Origin of the sequence: Flavivirga abyssicola, from assembly GCF_030540775.2 — a bacterium.
GTDB lineage: Bacteria > Bacteroidota > Bacteroidia > Flavobacteriales > Flavobacteriaceae > Flavivirga > Flavivirga abyssicola.
In genome coordinates this window covers 2,628,590-2,647,173 of the sequence record NZ_CP141266.1, presented here as the reverse complement: position 1 = coordinate 2,647,173, position 18,584 = coordinate 2,628,590, and the positions used below count along the sequence as shown (strand labels likewise).

Annotated in this window: 16 protein-coding genes and 1 tRNA gene; 9 read left to right on the top strand and 8 right to left on the bottom strand. The window is 34.3% G+C overall.

The genetic code is table 11. From position 1 onward, the window contains the following. Positions 1 to 31: 31 nt before the first annotated feature. Positions 32 to 250, top strand: coding sequence for a hypothetical protein (locus tag Q4Q34_RS11090; protein WP_303318216.1), 219 nt, complete (start codon positions 32 to 34; stop codon positions 248 to 250). Positions 251 to 407: 157 nt separating this feature from the next. Here Q4Q34_RS11090 and Q4Q34_RS11085 read toward each other — a convergent pair. From Q4Q34_RS11085 to Q4Q34_RS11050, 8 genes are all read right to left on the bottom strand, one after another. Continuing rightward, positions 408 to 482: transfer RNA gene (locus tag Q4Q34_RS11085), tRNA-Val, on the bottom strand. Between the two features lie 62 nt (positions 483 to 544). Beyond that, the gene (locus tag Q4Q34_RS11080) at positions 545 to 1,762 is read right to left on the bottom strand and encodes a bifunctional folylpolyglutamate synthase/dihydrofolate synthase (RefSeq protein ID WP_303318217.1); all 1,218 of its coding nucleotides are present in this window, start codon (positions 1,760 to 1,762) and stop codon (positions 545 to 547) included. 3 nt (positions 1,763 to 1,765) lie between these two features. Further along, on the bottom strand, positions 1,766 to 2,653 hold the full coding sequence (locus Q4Q34_RS11075) for an energy transducer TonB (RefSeq protein WP_303318218.1): 888 nt from the start codon (positions 2,651 to 2,653) through the stop codon (positions 1,766 to 1,768). Between the two features lie 13 nt (positions 2,654 to 2,666). Then, the gene (locus Q4Q34_RS11070; protein WP_303280464.1) at positions 2,667 to 3,059 is read right to left on the bottom strand and encodes an ExbD/TolR family protein; all 393 of its coding nucleotides are present in this window, start codon (positions 3,057 to 3,059) and stop codon (positions 2,667 to 2,669) included. Between the two features lies 1 nt (position 3,060). Further along, positions 3,061 to 3,762, bottom strand: a complete 702-nt coding sequence (locus Q4Q34_RS11065; RefSeq protein ID WP_303318219.1) for a MotA/TolQ/ExbB proton channel family protein — start codon at positions 3,760 to 3,762, stop codon at positions 3,061 to 3,063. A gap of 160 nt (positions 3,763 to 3,922) precedes the next feature. Further along, positions 3,923 to 5,314 carry a sodium:proton antiporter NhaD gene (gene nhaD / locus Q4Q34_RS11060; RefSeq protein WP_303318220.1) on the bottom strand — a complete coding sequence of 464 codons (1,392 nt, stop codon included), beginning with the start codon at positions 5,312 to 5,314 and terminating at the stop codon, positions 3,923 to 3,925. Positions 5,315 to 5,324: 10 nt separating this feature from the next. Continuing rightward, positions 5,325 to 6,551 carry a Glu/Leu/Phe/Val dehydrogenase dimerization domain-containing protein gene (locus Q4Q34_RS11055; RefSeq protein WP_303318221.1) on the bottom strand — a complete coding sequence of 409 codons (1,227 nt, stop codon included), beginning with the start codon at positions 6,549 to 6,551 and terminating at the stop codon, positions 5,325 to 5,327. A gap of 158 nt (positions 6,552 to 6,709) precedes the next feature. Beyond that, positions 6,710 to 7,777: an anhydro-N-acetylmuramic acid kinase gene (locus tag Q4Q34_RS11050; RefSeq protein ID WP_303318222.1), complete on the bottom strand. Its 1,068-nt coding sequence runs from the start codon at positions 7,775 to 7,777 to the stop codon at positions 6,710 to 6,712. A 94-nt stretch (positions 7,778 to 7,871) separates the two neighbouring features. On the opposite strand from Q4Q34_RS11050, the gene Q4Q34_RS11045 reads away from it, so the two are divergent. From Q4Q34_RS11045 to Q4Q34_RS11010, 8 genes are all read left to right on the top strand, one after another. Then, positions 7,872 to 9,014, top strand: coding sequence for an acyl-CoA dehydrogenase (locus Q4Q34_RS11045; protein WP_303318223.1), 1,143 nt, complete (start codon positions 7,872 to 7,874; stop codon positions 9,012 to 9,014). Between the two features lie 193 nt (positions 9,015 to 9,207). Then, complete coding sequence (locus tag Q4Q34_RS11040) at positions 9,208 to 9,543, top strand: arsenosugar biosynthesis-associated peroxidase-like protein (protein WP_044637200.1); 336 nt, start codon at positions 9,208 to 9,210, stop codon at positions 9,541 to 9,543. 141 nt (positions 9,544 to 9,684) lie between these two features. Then, a complete protein-coding gene (gene arsS, locus Q4Q34_RS11035) occupies positions 9,685 to 10,749 on the top strand; it encodes an arsenosugar biosynthesis radical SAM (seleno)protein ArsS (protein ID WP_303318224.1) in 1,065 nt (354 codons plus the stop codon). A gap of 76 nt (positions 10,750 to 10,825) precedes the next feature. After that, positions 10,826 to 11,509, top strand: a complete 684-nt coding sequence (locus tag Q4Q34_RS11030) for a TIGR04282 family arsenosugar biosynthesis glycosyltransferase (protein WP_303318225.1) — start codon at positions 10,826 to 10,828, stop codon at positions 11,507 to 11,509. 55 nt (positions 11,510 to 11,564) lie between these two features. Further along, positions 11,565 to 14,759: a SusC/RagA family TonB-linked outer membrane protein gene (locus Q4Q34_RS11025; RefSeq protein ID WP_303318226.1), complete on the top strand. Its 3,195-nt coding sequence runs from the start codon at positions 11,565 to 11,567 to the stop codon at positions 14,757 to 14,759. Between the two features lie 10 nt (positions 14,760 to 14,769). Then, complete coding sequence (locus Q4Q34_RS11020; RefSeq protein ID WP_303318227.1) at positions 14,770 to 16,215, top strand: SusD/RagB family nutrient-binding outer membrane lipoprotein; 1,446 nt, start codon at positions 14,770 to 14,772, stop codon at positions 16,213 to 16,215. A gap of 96 nt (positions 16,216 to 16,311) precedes the next feature. Beyond that, on the top strand, positions 16,312 to 17,700 hold the full coding sequence (locus Q4Q34_RS11015; protein WP_303318228.1) for a sodium:solute symporter family transporter: 1,389 nt from the start codon (positions 16,312 to 16,314) through the stop codon (positions 17,698 to 17,700). Then, on the top strand, positions 17,685 to 18,512 hold the full coding sequence (locus tag Q4Q34_RS11010) for a metallophosphoesterase family protein (protein WP_303318229.1): 828 nt from the start codon (positions 17,685 to 17,687) through the stop codon (positions 18,510 to 18,512). The genes Q4Q34_RS11015 and Q4Q34_RS11010 overlap by 16 nt, the downstream gene beginning before the upstream one ends. The last annotated feature ends 72 nt before the right edge of the window (positions 18,513 to 18,584 follow it).

Genomic DNA, 18,584 nt, shown 5'->3' with positions numbered 1-18,584 from the left:
CTACACTTAAATTAAAAACCTTGTCTACAAAATGGCTGTAAACAAAAAATACCACAAAAGAATTGAAGAGGGCCTTAAGGAGATCTTTAAAACCGAAACTCAAAAAGGAAACTTCGATGGTTTAATAACAATTGTTGAGGAACCTATGGTTAGACATCAAATTATTCAATTAGCAAAACTTTGCGAAGAAATTCCTGTTAGTGTAACACTTAAAAACACAGCTAATGGCGTATTCATTGAATTTTGGTAAATGATGCTATATAAGAATAACTAATCATTTGATTGTGAGCAATCAAAATCGACTATTATTTTATTGAGGGAAAATAGTCAAAATGAGGCTGTCTGAAAAGGCAGTCTCATTATTTTTAAAACAAAAAAAATCCTAAAACAAATGCTTTAGGATTTTGTGGGCGCGAAGGGATTCGAACCCCTGACCCCTTGGGTGTAAACCAAGTGCTCTGAACCAACTGAGCTACGCGCCCTCGTAATTGGACTGCAAATATAAAGGAGTTTTTAAAACTGCAAAAACTTTTTCAATAAAAATTTAAATTATTTCTGCTACAACAAACGTGCTACCTCCAATAAACACAAAATCATCTTTATTAGAGTTTTTAAGAGCATTTTTATATGCCTCATTAACAGAACTGTAAACTTCTCCTATCAATCTATACTTAGAAAAAAGGCGTTTTAATACATTTACATTTAAACCTCGTGGAATATTAGGTTTACAAAAATAATAAATAGCTTTTTTAGGAAATAAGTCCATAATAGTACTTAAATCTTTATCATTAACAACTCCTATAATGATATGTAGAGTCTTATAATTCTCATTATGTATTTGATTCATAACATAACTCAAGCCTTCTCTATTATGTCCTGTATCGCAAACAACCTTGGGAGTTTCATTTATTACTTGCCATCTACCTAATAGCCCAGTATTATTAACGGTATTAAGCAACCCCTCTTTTAAGCATTGTTCAGAGACTTTAAACCCTTTAATTCTTAATTCTTTAATAGCTTGAATAACCGTTTTAACATTTTTAGATTGATACATCCCCAATAGGTCGGTATCATATACTTTAATAATCTCTTGGTCTGCAAATACAATCTTAGCATTGTTCTTACATGCCAGACCTTTAAAAGCGGAAGCTGTTTCCTCTTGAGTTTCTCCAATTACAACAGGTATATTACGCTTTATGATACCTCCTTTTTCAAATGCGATCGCTTCGAGCGTATTTCCTAAAAACTGTGTATGATCTAATCCTATATTAGTAATTACTGAAACTTCTGGAATTATAATATTTGTGGAGTCTAAACGACCACCTAAACCAACTTCTATAACGGCAATATCAACTTTTTCTCTTGAAAAATATTCAAAAGCCATGCCTACGGTCATTTCAAAAAACGATAAAGAATTCACCTCAAAGAATACTTTATTTCGCTTTATAAAACCCGTTACAAATTGTTTACTTACAACGTTACCATTAATTCTAATACGCTCTCGAAAGTCTTTTAAATGTGGCGATGTGTACAAGCCAACTTTATAACCTGCTTCCTGTAAAACGGATGCTAACATATGACTTGTAGAACCTTTTCCATTGGTCCCCGCAACGTGAATAGATTTAAAACACCGCTCTGGATTATTTAAATAATCAGCTAATATTAAAGTATTCGATAAATCTTCTTTGAATGCGGCTTTACCTTGCCGTTGATACATTGGTAATTGAGAAAACATCCAATCAAGTGTATCTTGATACGTCATTTGCTACTGACCTAGTTTGAAGTTTACTTTCACAAAACCGATCTGTTTTGCTGGTGCCTTAGAATCTGATCGCCACTTATGGGATAATGCTATTTTTTTTGCAGGTTCTAATAAACATGGTGCTGTGTTAGTAGTGCCTTTAACCCCTGGAACCGCTTGAATAACATTTCCACTTTGATTAACAATAATCTTAACTATAACAAGCCCAGACTCATTACAGTCTTGTTTAAGTTTTTTATATGACGCCGTACCTCGTCCATTTAAACCATAACCAACACCCCCACTACCGGTTCCTCGTCCTCCAAAATAACTTGGTGCGTAAGGATTACCATCTAACTGGCCTTTATCTCCTGCTCTATTATCGTTGCCTTCACTGCCAGTCTCACTTCCTTCAGATTTACTGACACCCCCTATTAAAGCATCTAACTTTCTTTTTTTCTCTTCTTGTTCCCGCTTTGCTTTTGCAATCCTCTCTGCTTCGGCCTTTGCTTTAGCTTCTGCAATAGCATCGGCTTTAGCTTTGGCATCTGCAACGGCTTTCGCTTTTGTCTCTGCTTCTTTTTGTTTTTTAATAGCTATAGACTCATCATTATCTTGTGTTAAGACCTCTTCTTTTGTTTCAGAAGCTTTTGTTTTTGTAGGCTCCGCTTTAGAAACATCCGGTTGATGTGGTTGTTCTATTTTTCGAGGTTCCGATTTAACAGGCTTTAAAGGCTGCACTTTCCCTTTGCCAAAATTTGTATTTCCAAAATTTACAGCAACGCCATACTCCTCCGGTGGATCCATATAAGGTGTTCCTACCACAAACAATAATAACAGCAAAATAACAGCAATTAATGTTGTTAATTTTGCTGAATTTTTTTCATGTTTGGTTTTGAAGTATGTCTTCATTAAATAAACGTATTTATTTAGGCTTAACCGCTAATATAACTTTAAACTTATTTCTATTGGCTATATCCATAACCTTAACCACATTTTCTACAGGAACCGATTTCTCAGCTCTTAAAACAATCGTCGGCTTGTCTTTTGAAGATAATGCTGCTAGTAATTCATTTTCTAAAACACTTTCTCCAACTCGCTTCTGGTCTATATAATAAGTTAAATCCTTTTTTATACTTACAGCTACAGATTTCTTATTCTCGGTCTTCCCACTTGCTTTTGGCAACACAATATCAATAGCATTAGTTGTTACTAACGTGGAAGCTATCATAAAAAATATGAGAAGCAAGAATACAATATCTGTCATTGAAGACATATTGAATTCTGGCGTTACTTTATTTCTTCCTCTAAAATTCATACTATGTAGGTTCGTTTAAGTGATCTAAGAATTCTAAAGAATTAGCTTCCATTTGATAAACTACTTTATCTGTTTTTACTACCAAGTGATTATACGCTATATAAGCAACAATACCTACAATTAACCCTGCTACAGTTGTTGTCATGGCTGTATACAACCCACTTGCTAAAACATCCATTTGTATAGTTCCCCCTGCGTTGGCAAGTTCAAATATTGCTAATATCATACCAATAACTGTTCCAAGAAACCCAATCATAGGACCGGCTCCTGAGATCGTAGCCAAAATACTCACATTTTTTTCTAAACCATAAATCTCTAAACGCCCAGCATTTTCAATAGCTGTATTAATATCGGCAAGTGGTTTTCCTATTCTTGAAATTCCTTTACCTATTAATCTTGAGACTGGAGAATTAACCTGAGCACATAACATTTGAGCCGAATCAATTTTCCCATTACTAACATGGTCTTTAATTTGATTCATAAAATTTGAATCTACTTGAGAGGCTGCTTTAATAGCAAAAATGCGTTCAAAATAAATATAAATGGCTCCAACAAGCAATATAAAAAGTACTCCTATTATAAATTGTCCTGCGGTACCTCCGCTACTTATTAATTCAATAATTGAAAGCGTTTTTTCAACTGACTCTTCATCCGTAAGTACTTCCGCTCCCTCTTGCGTGGTTTGTAATAATGTGTTAAGCATATAATTTAAATTTATTGCAAATGTATAACGTTACTTTTTCTACTAAAGTATATAAAAATACCTTTCAGCAGTGTTCCTGCTTTACTTATTCCTAGTTATTTACGAGTGTTTGTGAGTTTTCGATGTCACAAAAATGATAATTTCAGAAAACCCTTATTTATTAAAACAACGTTCTGGTTACCATAAATGCCAAAGAACCGACAAGGAAGCCTATTAAAGCTAACCATGATATCTTTTTTAAGTACCAGAAAAAATCTATTTTTTCCATTCCCATAGCTACAACACCTGCTGCAGATCCTATAATTAACATACTCCCTCCTGTCCCTGCTGAAAAGGCAATAAAATGCCATAATTCATGGTCTAATGGCTCTGAGAACATTCCTAAACTGGCAGCCACTAATGGTACATTATCTATTACTGCAGAGCCTACACCTAATAATAGCACAACTAAATCTGACACACCTCCAGGGTGTATTTCAGTTCCTAATTGAGGCATGGACTCTTGTAATGATGATGCAAAGCCAAACAAAATACCTAAGGATTCTAAAGCAGCTACTGCCATCAATATCCCTAAGAAGAATAAAATACTTGGTAATTCTATTTTTGATAAAGAATAATGAACCGGGCTGTGATGTGCATGAGCATCACTTTCTTCAGAGTCAAACTCTGTCATACTGAATTTAGAACTGCTATATATTTCAGCAAAAATCGCAACTACACCTAGCGATAACATCATACCAACATATGGAGGCAAATGGGTAACCATTTTGAATATTGGTACAAATACAATGGCGCCTAAACCTAGATAAAGCATCGTACTACTAAACCTCGATTTTTTTTTCTCTTTGACCTCTTCGATATCTAAATCACCTTTAAATGCTGGTAAAAATGATGCTATTAATGATGGCACAGCCATACACAAAAGAGAAGGGACAAACAAATAACCTATTAAGTGACCAGTAGTTACTTTTTTACCAATCCATAACATCGTTGTTGTTACATCTCCAATAGGAGACCAAGCACCACCGGCATTCGCTGCAATAATAATTAAACCTGCAAACCATATACGTACGTTTCTGTCTTTAACAATTTTTTGAAGTATTGAAATAAGTACAATCGTTGCCGTAAGATTATCTATTATAGCGGAAAGTATAAATGCTAGAATAGAGAAAATCCATAAAATCCTCGTTTTCTTTTTAGTCTTTATAAAATCCTTAATAGTAGAAAAACCATCAAAATAATCAATAATTTCAACAATGGTCATAGCACCTAAAAGAAACACTAATATTTCTGATGTCTTACCTAAATGATGCAGTAAGGTCTCTTCCATTAGATGTGTCTTTTCTTCTGAAGAAAACGATCCAAAACCATCTAGTAAAGCATGCTTTGATGAATCAAACCATTCTGGGAAGCTTTCTAAACCTAATGCAATTAATGCCCAACAAATAGCCATCATCACTAATGCTGGTATAAGTTTATCAATTTTAATACTGTGTTCTAAAGTAATAGCTAAATAGCCCATTACAAATACTAGAATAATTGCTGCTTCCATAAATAAAATATTATATTAATTGATTGAGTGCAATTTCATACGCTGTTGCACTGATCTCTGTTTTTAGTTTATTTTTATTATACACTTTCTGTAGTGCCTCTCTTATTATATTTGACGTATCATTAAATATCGCTTCATCTGTCATCTCTACTTTACGCTCCATAAAATAGGCAAAGACACGAGCCATCCCACAATTAGAAATAAAATCTGGGATTAAGCTTACTCTATAATCGGTATGTTCCATAATAGGTCCGAAAAAAATTTCCTTATCTGCAAAAGGCACATTAGCCCCACAAGAAATAACTTCTAAACCACTATCAATCATTTGGTCTATTTGATGAAGTGTAATTAAGCGTGATGCTGCACAGGGTGCAAAAATTTCTGTTTCTATTGACCAAATTCTTTCATTAGCGTCCTCAAAAGAAATCAAATCATTACTAACTAATGTATTCCCTTTTTTTGCAAGAAATAGATTCGTGATGTCTTCGAAAGTAAATCCTTCTTCATTAATTAAACCTCCAGAAATATCTATAATCCCAACAACTTTAGCTCCCATTTGAGACAAGTAAAAAGCTGCTGCCGCACCTACATTACCAAAACCTTGAATTACGGCGCGTTTTCCTTTAACAGAACCGCCATAAATATCATAGTACTGTTTAACTGCTTCGGCAACACCAAAACCAGTAATCATATCTGCTACTGTATATTTTTTTAAAATATCGGGGGAATATTCAGGACTTTCTATGACTTTAATAACACCATGTCTCAACTGTCCTATTCTATTTATCTTATCTGCTTCGGTTGGTTTAAAATGCCCATTAAACACACCTTCTTGAGGATGCCAAACACCGCTTTCTTCTGTAATTGGAATAACTTCATGTATTTCGTCTACATTCAAATCTCCTCCAGTACCATAATAACTTTTTAACAATGGAGAAACAGCAGCATACCAACGTTCCAATACCCCTTTTTTTCTAGGGTCTTTAGGATCGAAATTTATCCCTGATTTTGCACCTCCAATGGCTGGTCCGGAAACTGTAAATTTAATTTCCATGGTTTTGGCTAAGGATAAAACTTCATTCATATCCAAACCATTTCGCATACGTGTTCCGCCTCCAGCAGCTCCTCCACGTAATGAATTTATAACAGTCCAGCCTTCGGCATATGTTTCTGGATCTTTCCAATTAAATACAATTTCTGGTTCTTTATTTTCGTACTTTTTTAATAATGCTTTCATTTCTATTTTTAAGTTGATTCATTTTTAGCTTACATCTATTTTTTTCCAGAGGGGTTTATTAAGCGTAGCTAAAGCTGATTCATGATAAAAATGATTTAAATTATTATTGTAACAAATATAAAAAACAAAAATCCTTTAGGATTAATTTTTCATTATTTTTAAGGTAGATATATTTTGCCCGAACTATGATTTTTTGAAGAACCGGTAACACTTTGTAAGCAATTAACTTCATCTCTTAACTTGAGCACACCTAAAAGCCCGAAAATCAGTGCTTCTTTAAATTCCACAACCGTATTTGAAGGTATGATAATGTTATGCTGCGAATACTGTTTTAGTCTTTCTATTAAGTAATTATTGTAAACACCACCACCAGTAATAAATACAGAACCTTGTTTCTTTTTGTTTATTTCTTTTGCTATTTGGATAGATATGTGTTCTATAAATGTTTTTAGAATGTCTTTTGTTTCCAATTGAAAAGTATCAATTAGAGGTAAAATGTTTTTATTAACCCATTCTAAACCCAAAGATTTTGGATAATCTTCTTTATAAAAAGAAAGTGCATTTAACTTGTTTAATAACTCATTATTCATAACTCCCGTTTCGGCTATTTTACCACCATCATCATAATCTAACCCAATTAATTTGGTATAGTGGTTTAAAACAATGTTCACAGGGCACACATCATAAGCAATTCTTTTATTATTAAATTCAGTAGAAATATTTGCAAACCCACCTAAATTCAAGCAAAAATCGTATTCAGAAAACAGTAATTTATCGCCTATAGGAACTAATGGTGCTCCTTGCCCTCCAAATTCAACATCCTGCACCCTAAAATCACAAACGACCCTTTCATTCAACAGTGTTGCCATTGTTGGTTTATTCCCTATCTGATACGTAATCCCATTATCTGGTTGATGTAAAGCAGTATGCCCATGTGAGCAAATAGCATCGATGTTTTTTATATTATTTTCATTGATAAAATCTTTAATTATACCCGCTAGGTAATTTGTATAATCGTCATCTATTTGTTGTAGTTTAGTATCGTTATATGACACTAAATTACGGAGTATCTCTTCCCAATTTGAATTGTAACAAATCGTTTTAGAATGTATAATTTTAAAACGCCATACATTATTATCTATTTCAAACTGCGAATAAATAACATCTACTCCATCTAATGATGTTCCTGACATAACGCCAATAACATTGTACTTGTTTTTTATCATATTGCGTAAAAATAACTATACTCATTGAAAATATGACACCAAAAAGCTATATTTGTACATATTTTTTATCAAATCAATAATAAATCGAAAAATTATGAACTTTAATCTTTCAGAAGAACATATTATGATACGCGATGCTGCTCGCGATTTTGCACAAACCGAATTACTCCCTGGCGTTATTGAACGCGATAATAAACAAAAATTTCCAAAGGAACTAGTAAAAAAAATGGGAGCATTAGGTTTTATGGGCATTATGGTAGATCCAAAATATGGAGGTAGTGGTATGGATGCCATCTCGTATGTTCTTATTATGGAGGAGTTATCAAAGATAGATGCGTCTGCTTCTGTGATGGTCTCTGTAAATAATTCGTTGGTTTGTTATGGTTTAGAAACTTATGGCTCTGAAGAACAAAAACAAAAATATTTAACAAAACTAGCTACTGGTGAATTTCTAGGTGCTTTTTGCTTAAGTGAACCAGAAGCGGGTAGCGATGCCACTTCACAAAAAACCACAGCCATTAATAAAGGTGATCACTACCTTATTAATGGTACAAAAAACTGGATTACTAACGGCGGAAGTGCTGACGTATATTTAGTAATAGCGCAAACAGACAAAGACAAAGGTTCTCATGGTATTAATGCTTTTATTCTTGAAAAAGACATGGAAGGTTTTCATATTGGACCAAAAGAAGACAAACTAGGTATCCGAGGAAGTGACACACATACACTACAATTTAATGATGTAAAAGTTCCTAAAGAAAATAGAATAGGCGCTAATGGCTCTGGATTTAGATTTGCTATGAAAACGTTATCTGGAGGGCGTATTGGTATTGCTTCACAAGCATTAGGGATTGCATCTGGAGCTTATGAGTTAGCTTTAAAATACTCTAAAGAACGTAAAGCTTTTGGCACAGAAATTTGCAATCATCAAGCCATCGCTTTTAAATTGGCTGATATGTATACCGAAATCGAAGCTGCACGTCATTTAGTTATGAAAGCTGCCTGGGATAAAGATCAAGGCAATAATTATGACAAATCGAGTGCCATGGCGAAACTTTATGCTTCTAAAGTTGCTATGGAACACACTGTGGAAGCTGTACAGATACATGGAGGGAATGGTTTTGTAAAAGAATATCATGTTGAACGCCTTATGCGTGATGCAAAAATTACACAGATTTACGAAGGCACTTCAGAAATCCAAAAAATTGTAATCTCAAGAAGTCTTATAAGAGAATAAGACGCCCTATTATCTTAAAACACTGCTTATCAATAGGTTTTAATTTGCTTTTCACAGCTTACAATAAATTAAAAAACATAAAGTTCAACTATTAATTTTTGTCGAAAATAATAGTTGAACTTTTTTGTTAAGTATTTTTTAATTTTTCGACAAAACCTCAATAGATTTTTATCTTTAGTAAAAATTATATTTTATGCAAAAAACATATTATGACCCCGCAGACCTTAGAAAGTTTGGGAAAATTACTGAATGGAGTGAGGAATTAGGAAACAAATTCTTTGAATATTACGGCAAAGTCTTTGAAGAAGGTGCCCTAACTGCAAGAGAAAAATCGTTAATCGCATTAGCAGTTGCTCATACCGAACAATGTCCATATTGTATTGATGCTTACACTAAAGATGGTTTACAACGTGGCGTTACTAAGGAAGAAATGATGGAAGCGATTCATGTTGGAGCCGCTATAAAAAGTGGAGCCACTTTAGTTCATGGCGTACAAATGATGAACAAAGTAAATAAATTAGACGGGTAATAGAGTTTAGAAAGTTGGAAAAATAATTTGAAATAAAAAATAACTCACTAGAAAGTCAAGCCCTAATTTGATTTTTTGGTTCGTTTTGCATCAAGACAAAATGAACAATGAAATAAAATTATTATCTCAGATAATATAGACATGACAAAAGTAAAAACACAATCATTACACAAACGCGAAAGCGATTTAGCACAAAGTAACCGTCAATTGGAAATTCTATCTAATGGTATTTTTCAAAATGGTGAATTACCTACTTTTAAAGAAAAGATTTCAGAAACAAATCAATTCCCTTTAAAAGCTAAAAAACTAGAGATTTTACAAATTAATGTGGGATACATGTGCAACCAGGTATGCGAACACTGTCATGTTGATGCAGGTCCAGACCGCAAGGAAATCATGACTCGCGAAACCATGCAACAATGTCTTGAGGTGATTAAAAATTCTGGTGCGCATACATTAGATTTAACTGGCGGTGCACCCGAAATGAACCCTGATTTCAGATGGTTTGTTGAGGAAGCAGCAAAAGTGGGTATCAAAGATTTTATAGTCAGGTCTAACTTGACCATTATTCGAGCAAATAAAAAGTATTATGATTTACCCGAATTCTTTAAAAAGCATAATGTCCATGTTGTAAGCTCTATGCCACACTGGACACGTGGCAAAACTGACAAACAACGTGGCGATGGTGTTTTTGATAAATCGATAAAAGCACTTCAAGAATTAAATGCTATTGGATATGGTATGCCGGATAGTGATTTGAGATTGGATTTAGTATATAATCCATCCGGAGCATTTTTACCTGGGGACCAAATGGCTATGGAGAAAGATTTCAAAAAGGCGTTAATGGACGATTTTGGCATTCAATTCCATAATCTTTTTGCCATTACTAATTTACCTATTTCACGTTTTCTTGATTATTTAATCGCATCAGAAAATTATGAAGATTATATGTATGCTTTAGTAGAAGCTTATAATCCGACTGCTGTTGCAAACGTGATGTGTACTAACACTCTTTCTATAAGTTGGGACGGCTATTTATTTGATTGTGATTTTAATCAAATGTTAGAGTTACCAGTTAATAGTAAAGTAAAACATATTTCGGAATATAACGAAGATTTATTAGAAGGACGAAATATCGTCATTTCACAACATTGCTACGGCTGTACCGCAGGCGCAGGAAGCAGTTGTCAAGGTGTTGTAGCATAAGAGGATGTTTAACAGAACTTTGAATTATTAATCGAAGTACTTAAAAATCTATAATTAAGATTTTAAACTATAAATATTGAATAGTAAAACTGCCATATTAATATTTGCAAATTCTGCTAAAAAGGAAGCGTCGTTAAAACCGTTTTTATCTTCAAAAGACATCTTTGAGACGCTTAATGCTCAAACATTACGAATTGTAAAAAAGGCAGGCTTACCTTATTTCTTATACTCGGAAAAACAGCAAACAGGTCAAACATTTGGAGAACGTTTTACTAATGCCATACAATCTGTTTACGATAAAGGGTTTGATACAGTAATTACTATTGGAAATGACACCCCACATTTAACAACAAACCATATTTTAAAAACAGTTGAAAAACTCCAAAAACATGACATCGTTTTAGGGCCATCAACTGACGGTGGTTTTTATTTAATGGGAATTAAAAAGTCTCATTTTAATGTCGAAACATTTCTAAAATTACCGTGGAACACCTCAAAATTAAATAGAAGCATTACCAAATTAAAAGCTTCGAAAAAACTAAATATTACTTTTCTTGAAGTTTTAACAGACCTGGATAAAGCTTCAGATATAAAACTAATTGTTGATAGTTACAGAGCACTTCCAATATCTATAAAAGAATTGCTCAATGTATTTGCTTCGACAGAAAAAAAGATAGTTTCTAAACCTACATTTTTTGTCGAAAACTTCATACTACAACAACAATTCAATAAAGGCTCTCCTGCACTGCTTCTTTTGTAACATACATTCTCTCTGAATCATTTCAGACATCAATTACTAATTATTCAAGACTTTAATGAAGTACATACTCTTTTGCATGTTGCTAGTTTTTGCTAGTATAAGTCATGCACAAATTACTATTACAGGAACTGTTACCGATGCTACAGGTAACAGACCAATCCCTTTTGTGAATATTACAACCAACACAGGTCAAGGCACTGCTACAGATGACAATGGAAATTACACCATAGAAGTCGCTTCCGAGTCAGATCAACTCAAATTCTCATTTCTGGGTTATAAAACACAAACCATTGCTGTTGGCAAGTTAAGAACCATAAATATTACTTTACTTGAAGATGCATCAACACTCGATGAAATTGTTATTACTGCTTTAGGATTAGAACGTGAAACCAAAGAACTAGGCTATGCGGTACAAGCCATAAAGTCGAAACGTTTAACTGAAGTAAAAACAGTCAACTTTTTGGATAATTTGCAAGGAAAACTAGCAGGGGTTACAGTAACCCAAGGGGCAACAGGAGTTGGTTCATCATCTAAAATTACGATTCGAGGCGAGTCATCTTTCTCAAATAACAACCCTTTATTTGTGGTAGATGGTATTCCTATAAACAACGAAACCATTTTTAATTTCACAAATGAGGCTGCTGCCGGATTTCAAGAAATAGACTTTGGAAATGGCGCCATGGAAGTCAATCCAGATGACATCGAATCCGTTACCGTATTAAAAGGAGCCAATGCTGCTGCACTGTACGGAACACGGGCATCAAATGGTGTTATCGTTATTAAAACCAAAGATGGTAATCATAAAAAAGGATTTCAAGTAAGTTTAAATTCATCTATTTCTATAGATTCAGCTTTTAAATTACCTGAGTTCCAAAATCAATACGGACAAGGACAATCTGGTCAATTTGAATTTGTTGATGGCCTAGGTGGTGGCACAAGTGACAACATCACGTATTCTTGGGGCCCTAAATTAGATGCTGGCATTTTGATTCCTCAATTTGATAGTCCTGTCCAATTAACTAACGGCCGTTTTGTTCGTGGTGGAGACACTGCATTATATAACGGATTACCTATTACAGCAACACCTTTCAATTCCAATCCGGACAATCTGAAAGATTTCTATAAAACAGGTGTTACAACCATTAATAACATTGCTATTTCAAATGGGTTTGACTCTGGAAATTATCGATTATCTTTTACTGATTTAAGAAGTGAATCGATTATTCCGGGAGTCAATTTAGATAGACAAACTATTAGCGCAAAACTCAACTTTAAACCTTCAGAAAAAACGGAAATTAACACCTCCATTAGTTATGTAAATTCTAATAGCGATAACAGACCTTCAAACGGTTATGGCAGTGAAAATGTAAATTATTCATTAGTCGCATGGGGACCCCGTTCTTTGAACATCAATAATCTTAAAGACTACTGGCAACCTGGCTTAGAAGGAATACAACAATATTCGTTTAACTATACTTTTTTTGATAATCCATATTTCATTTTATTGGAAAACAGAAACTCGTTTGAACGCGATAGAATATTTGGAAACATAGCGGTTAATCACAAAATCACAGATCATTTAAGTGTTTCATTAAGAACTGGTATGGACTATAGCAGTGAAACACGTCAATTGAGAAGAAACTTTAGCAGTAATCGATTTAAAAACGGAGGTTATGCAGAACATGATGTTAAGTTCCGAGAAGTAAATACCGATTTCTTGATTAATTATAAAAATATATTTGGTGATTTCTCTTTTGATTTTTCTATAGGTGGAAATCGTTTGGATCAAACCGCATCTACGAAACAATCCCAAACCGTAAATTTGGCTCAGCCTGGTATTTTTAATTTAAACAATGCCGCATCTCCTATTGAGGTCTTTCAATTTGAAAGTGAGAAACGGATCAATTCATTATATGGTATTGCAAAATTAGGGTACAAAGATTACTTATTTTTAGATATTACTGGAAGAAATGATTGGTCAAGCGCATTAGCAACACCTTTTTCGGTTGATGGTACCTCCTTCTTTTATCCGTCCGCTTCAGCTAGTTTTATTTTATCTAATATTACAGAATTACCAAACGTATTTTCATTTGCTAAATTAAGAACCAGTGTTGCTCAAGTTGGTAATGACACAGGCCCGTATCAAACATCTGGTGCTTTTGTATCACAAACGCCTTTTAACGGGCAGCCAACTTTCAGTGATCAAAACTTTATTCCAAATGCCAATTTAAAACCCGAACAAACCACAAGTTTTGAGGTTGGGGCAGATTTACGCTTTTTTAAAGATCGCTTAAATTTTGACATAACTTATTACAATGCGACCACAAGAGATCAAATTATCTCTTTACCCATTGCAATTTCTTCAGGATACAACCAGCAAGTTATCAATGGTGGAAAAGTAAACACGCAAGGCGTTGAACTTATTATGGGGATAACCCCAATTAAAAATGACAACTTTAAATGGCAAACGACATTCAATTTTGCAAGCAATAGATCAACTATAAAGGATTTGCCACAAGAAGCAGGTCGTTTAACTTTAGCATTCAGTAGAATTTATGATAGCACCAATCAAACCGTTTGGTTTCAAGTAGAAGAAGGCGGGCGTATTGGCGATTTTTACGGTACTGGTTATTTAAAAGATGACAATGGTAATTTTATCATTAATGACGACGGACGATTTATTGCTGATAATAATTTACAAAAATTAGGAAACTACAACCCTGATTTCACATTAGGCTGGAATAATAATTTCAATTATAAAAACTGGAATCTTAGTTTCTTATTCGATTGGAGGCAAGGTGGCGAAATAGTTTCAAGAACAAGAGCTTTAGGAAATGTTGGTGGTCAATTAGCTGAAACCGCTTTTCGTCCTGATACTGGTATCGTTGCACAAGGTGTAAACCAAACAACGGGTCAACCCAATACCACAACAGTTACAGCAGAAAGTTATTACCGTCAGTTTTTTGACAGAAACCATGAAGAAAACAATATTTATGATGCTTCTTTTTTAAAACTTCGACAGTTTGCCGTTGGTTATAATTTCAGACTAAAAGATGGTTTTTTAGGTTTGAAACATGGTGCCGATGTCAGTTTTTCTATCACCGGAAATAACCTATTCGCAATCACTGAAAATCCGCATTTTGATCCTGAACAATTAGCCGTTCAAGGTAACGGGTTTGTTAATGGTGTAGAAGATTTAAGCTATGCAACAACAAGAAGTTTTGGCTTTAAAGCTGGGTTTAACTTTTAAATAGAAAGACATGAAAAAAAACATCCTATATATCATCGCAATTTTAAGTCTTTTTATAACGACGAGCTGTACTAAAGACTTTGAGGAAATCAACACCAATCCTAACGCACCTGTAACCGTACAACCAAGTCTACTACTGAGACAAGTCATTTATAATTTTGGTGAAGAAATGAGTTATGAAGGTTTCGTTGCTGGTGATTTACTAGCGCAACACCGTACAGCTTTAGACTTTAATTTATTTGACAGACACGCCTTAAAATCGCCTCAACTGGGAGGTAATCCCTGGCCGGTTTTTTACACGAACCTAAGAGACAATGAGATTATTTTAAATCAATCTAGAACTATAGATGCATTTAAGGTTTATGAAGGTCCTGCTTTAATTTTAAAAGCTTATATGGCAGCTGGTTTAACCGATCTGTTTGGAGATGTCCCCTATTTTGAAGCCTTTAATGGCGTTAACGGAACTGTTACACCTATTTACGACTCACAAGAGGATATTTACACAAACGAAGGTGGTATTCTGGATAATTTGGATGAAGGTATTACTGCCATTGAGAATTATAATGATGCTATTCCATTAGAAGGTGATATTCTTTTTAATGGCGATCTACAGGCTTGGATTCGTTTTGCCAATGCTTTAAAAATTAAACATTTGCTTAGAATTTCAGGAAAGGTGGACACATCCGCTCAGCTACAAGCTCTTTTTGACGATGATAATTATATTAAAACTAATGCTCAAAATGCTATTTTTAATTTTACAAATTCAGATCCTAATAGTTTTAGGCTAGCACAACTACGTATTGGTGATTTCAATAATTTTGTTTTATCTGAAACCATGGAAGACATTTTAGTCGGTTTAAATGATCCACGCATAAATACATTATTCAAACCATTTTCCAATTCTAACTCCGGAGCATTCAATGGTCTATTGAACGGTATTGATGCTACCTCAACCTCCGTAACTTTAGCCGATTATTCACTTGCAGGAACGGCTTTTAGAGAAGACACCTCAACGTTAGATGCTAATTTCATTACAGCCTGGGAGGTTCATTTTGCTTTAGCAGAAGCTGCCGAAAGAGGTATCATTACTGCCGATGCACAAGTTTTATATGAAACCGGAGTTACTCTGGCCTTTGAATATTGGAATACGGATTTACCTTCAGATTATTTATCTGGTAATGCCAATTTTAATACCGCAACAGCAACGCCTTTAGAACAAATTATCACTCAAAAATGGATTGCCAATATTATTAATGGTTATGAAGGTTGGGTAGAATACAGACGCACTGGATTTCCTAATTTAAAATCAATTTCAGCAAGTTTGAATAATGACATATTACCTGTTCGGATGCCCTATCCTCCCGAAGAAGAAGCTTTGAATGCCGACAATTATGCAGAGGCAGCAGCGGCAACAGACAATAATAGTATTAATGTTCCGGTATGGTGGGATGAATAAGCCTCCCTTAATCCCTCCGAAGGAGGGAAACCATTACGGGTTTAAATGAAATAGTAACAGTATAAAAAACACAAATAGTATCTCGAACATCAATAAATGAATAACGTTCTAAACATAGCATTCTATTTGAGTGAGAGTTCCTTCTTTTCGGAAAGGTTAGCATGGGCGCAATGGGCATTAATTATCATATCAAGCACAGTACTATTCTTTTTGTCTCCATTAGCAAAAACCACAGATCAGTTTTTTAAAGCTGTTAGCAACCGTAAAACACCAAATACAATAGTGTTAACAGGCAGTTTAATTATCTCGTGGATATTTGCCAAAAGCATTACCAATGCTGCAAATCTTGGACTCGATTTTGGGATAGTTGGTGGCGTGGCTTATGCCGGTTATTATCTATCATTTGCAATAGCAGGTGTATTAATTTATCAAATACGTACCAAAGGTGGTTATAAAAGCATCCATGAGTTTTTAACTTCAAGGTTTGGAAAAGGTGCTATGGCCATTTTTTCCGTTTTAATCGCCATAAGATTATTTAACGAAGTTTGGAGTAATACGATGGTTATTGGTAGTTACTTTGGAGATACAGGAAGTCAACCTTATTATCTAGCCATTCTTGTTTTTACTGCATTAACATTAGCTTATACCATTAAAGGCGGATTAAGTAGTTCCATTTTCACAGATGTAATACAAATGGTATTATTTTCCGTATTACTGATCGTCATCTTATGGCATGTATTTTCTATTGAAAATTTTTCTACTAAAGATGTGGTCATGTCAGGAACCTGGAGTTTTGAATTAGGGCTCAATTTATTTTTTGCAGCTATTATTCAGTCTTTTAGTTACCCTTTTCACGACCCTGTTTTAACAGATCGCGCATTTATTGCATCACCAAAAGTAACGCGCAGGAGTTTTTTACTAGCTAGTGTTTTAGGTGGCTTCTGCATTATTTTATTTAGTATCATTGGTATCTATGCACAAACGCAAGGTATGAAAGGACAGGCTGCTGTTGAAGTTGGCAAAGCCTTTGGCATAGTCATTCTCTTGGTTATAAATTTCATCATGATCACCTCAGCCGCATCAACTTTAGACTCTACATTTTCATCATTTTCAAAACTCTTAGTTGTAGATTTAAAAATAGGGGCAGGTCTCTCTTTTGGTCGAATTTCAATGATCGTTATAGCTGTATTAGGAACACTTCCTGTGTTTTTAGATGCTGAAATATTATCAGCAACAACCATATCGGGAACTATGGTCATTGGCCTAACACCTGTTTTTGTATTCTGGAATATTAAAGTCCCTAAAATAAGCTTCTATTTAAGTGTGATCTGTGGCTTAATTTTCGGATTCATTTTAATTTTTGAAATGTTTCCAAAGGCATTCATTTTTACAGAAGGAAAATATGCTGATTTACTATGGGTAAATATTTGGGGCATGCTATGTTGTTTAATTCTTTATATACTTCCAAAATGGGTAAAAAAATAGAACATATTGATGGTTTAACTGGCAAAGTATTACTTTTTGGAGGTGTTTACAGTAATCTCCAGGCTTTGGAAGCCTTAAAACTGGTAGCAGAATATGAAGGTATTACTCCCGAAAACTGTATTTGCACTGGTGATATTGTGGGCTATTGTGCTCAACCAGAAGAATCCGTACAACTCTTTAAAATTTGGAAGGCTAAAAGTATTGCCGGGAATGTAGAAATTCAGCTTCGGGAAGGTGCTGAAGATTGTGGATGTGATTTCAAAAAAGGTTCCAGATGTGATGGATTTTCACAACTCTGGTATCCTTATGCACAAAGTAAACTTTCAAAAAATTCTCTGGAATTCATGAACACACTACCTGACCATATCACCTTTAATTACGCTGGTAAAAAAGTGATGGTAGTCCATGGATCGTATTCAAATACTTCTGAATTTATATTTAAATCGACACCTTGGAGCGTCAAATCTCAAAATTTTGATGTAGATAATTTTGATATGATTGTAGCTGGTCATTGTGGCCTACCCTTCCATGACAAAAAAGAAGACAAACTTTGGTTAAACCCAGGAGTTATTGGTATGCCTGCTAACGATGGCAATTCAAACGTTTGGTATGCTATTTTAAATGATGAAAATGGTATTTTAAGCTATGAGCACCACACACTAAATTACAACTACAAGTTAGCCAATAAACTCATGAACAATGATTTACTGCCTAAGGAATATGCCAGAACCATTATAACGGGCATTTGGGATAACACTGAAATTTTACCGGCTGTTGAAAGCGGATTACAGGGGTTCGGCATTCAGTTGTAATTTTATTAAATTTGAGAGACTAAATCACTATGAAATATATTATCTTATTTTTACTTTCTTTTAGCAATATAT

What these genes read in the sequence shown, in the direction of transcription:
- Q4Q34_RS11090 (WP_303318216.1), top strand. Translation starts at nt 32, where the DNA reads ATGGCTGTAAACAAAAAATACCACAAAAGAATTGAAGAGGGCCTTAAG.
- Q4Q34_RS11080 (WP_303318217.1), bottom strand. Translation starts at nt 1,762, where the DNA reads ATGACGTATCAAGATACACTTGATTGGATGTTTTCTCAATTACCAATG.
- Q4Q34_RS11075 (WP_303318218.1), bottom strand. Translation starts at nt 2,653, where the DNA reads ATGAAGACATACTTCAAAACCAAACATGAAAAAAATTCAGCAAAATTA.
- Q4Q34_RS11070 (WP_303280464.1), bottom strand. Translation starts at nt 3,059, where the DNA reads ATGAATTTTAGAGGAAGAAATAAAGTAACGCCAGAATTCAATATGTCT.
- Q4Q34_RS11065 (WP_303318219.1), bottom strand. Translation starts at nt 3,762, where the DNA reads ATGCTTAACACATTATTACAAACCACGCAAGAGGGAGCGGAAGTACTT.
- nhaD (WP_303318220.1), bottom strand. Translation starts at nt 5,314, where the DNA reads ATGGAAGCAGCAATTATTCTAGTATTTGTAATGGGCTATTTAGCTATT.
- Q4Q34_RS11055 (WP_303318221.1), bottom strand. Translation starts at nt 6,551, where the DNA reads ATGAAAGCATTATTAAAAAAGTACGAAAATAAAGAACCAGAAATTGTA.
- Q4Q34_RS11050 (WP_303318222.1), bottom strand. Translation starts at nt 7,777, where the DNA reads ATGATAAAAAACAAGTACAATGTTATTGGCGTTATGTCAGGAACATCA.
- Q4Q34_RS11045 (WP_303318223.1), top strand. Translation starts at nt 7,872, where the DNA reads ATGAACTTTAATCTTTCAGAAGAACATATTATGATACGCGATGCTGCT.
- Q4Q34_RS11040 (WP_044637200.1), top strand. Translation starts at nt 9,208, where the DNA reads ATGCAAAAAACATATTATGACCCCGCAGACCTTAGAAAGTTTGGGAAA.
- arsS (WP_303318224.1), top strand. Translation starts at nt 9,685, where the DNA reads ATGACAAAAGTAAAAACACAATCATTACACAAACGCGAAAGCGATTTA.
- Q4Q34_RS11025 (WP_303318226.1), top strand. Translation starts at nt 11,565, where the DNA reads ATGAAGTACATACTCTTTTGCATGTTGCTAGTTTTTGCTAGTATAAGT.
- Q4Q34_RS11020 (WP_303318227.1), top strand. Translation starts at nt 14,770, where the DNA reads ATGAAAAAAAACATCCTATATATCATCGCAATTTTAAGTCTTTTTATA.
- Q4Q34_RS11015 (WP_303318228.1), top strand. Translation starts at nt 16,312, where the DNA reads ATGAATAACGTTCTAAACATAGCATTCTATTTGAGTGAGAGTTCCTTC.
- Q4Q34_RS11010 (WP_303318229.1), top strand. Translation starts at nt 17,685, where the DNA reads ATGGGTAAAAAAATAGAACATATTGATGGTTTAACTGGCAAAGTATTA.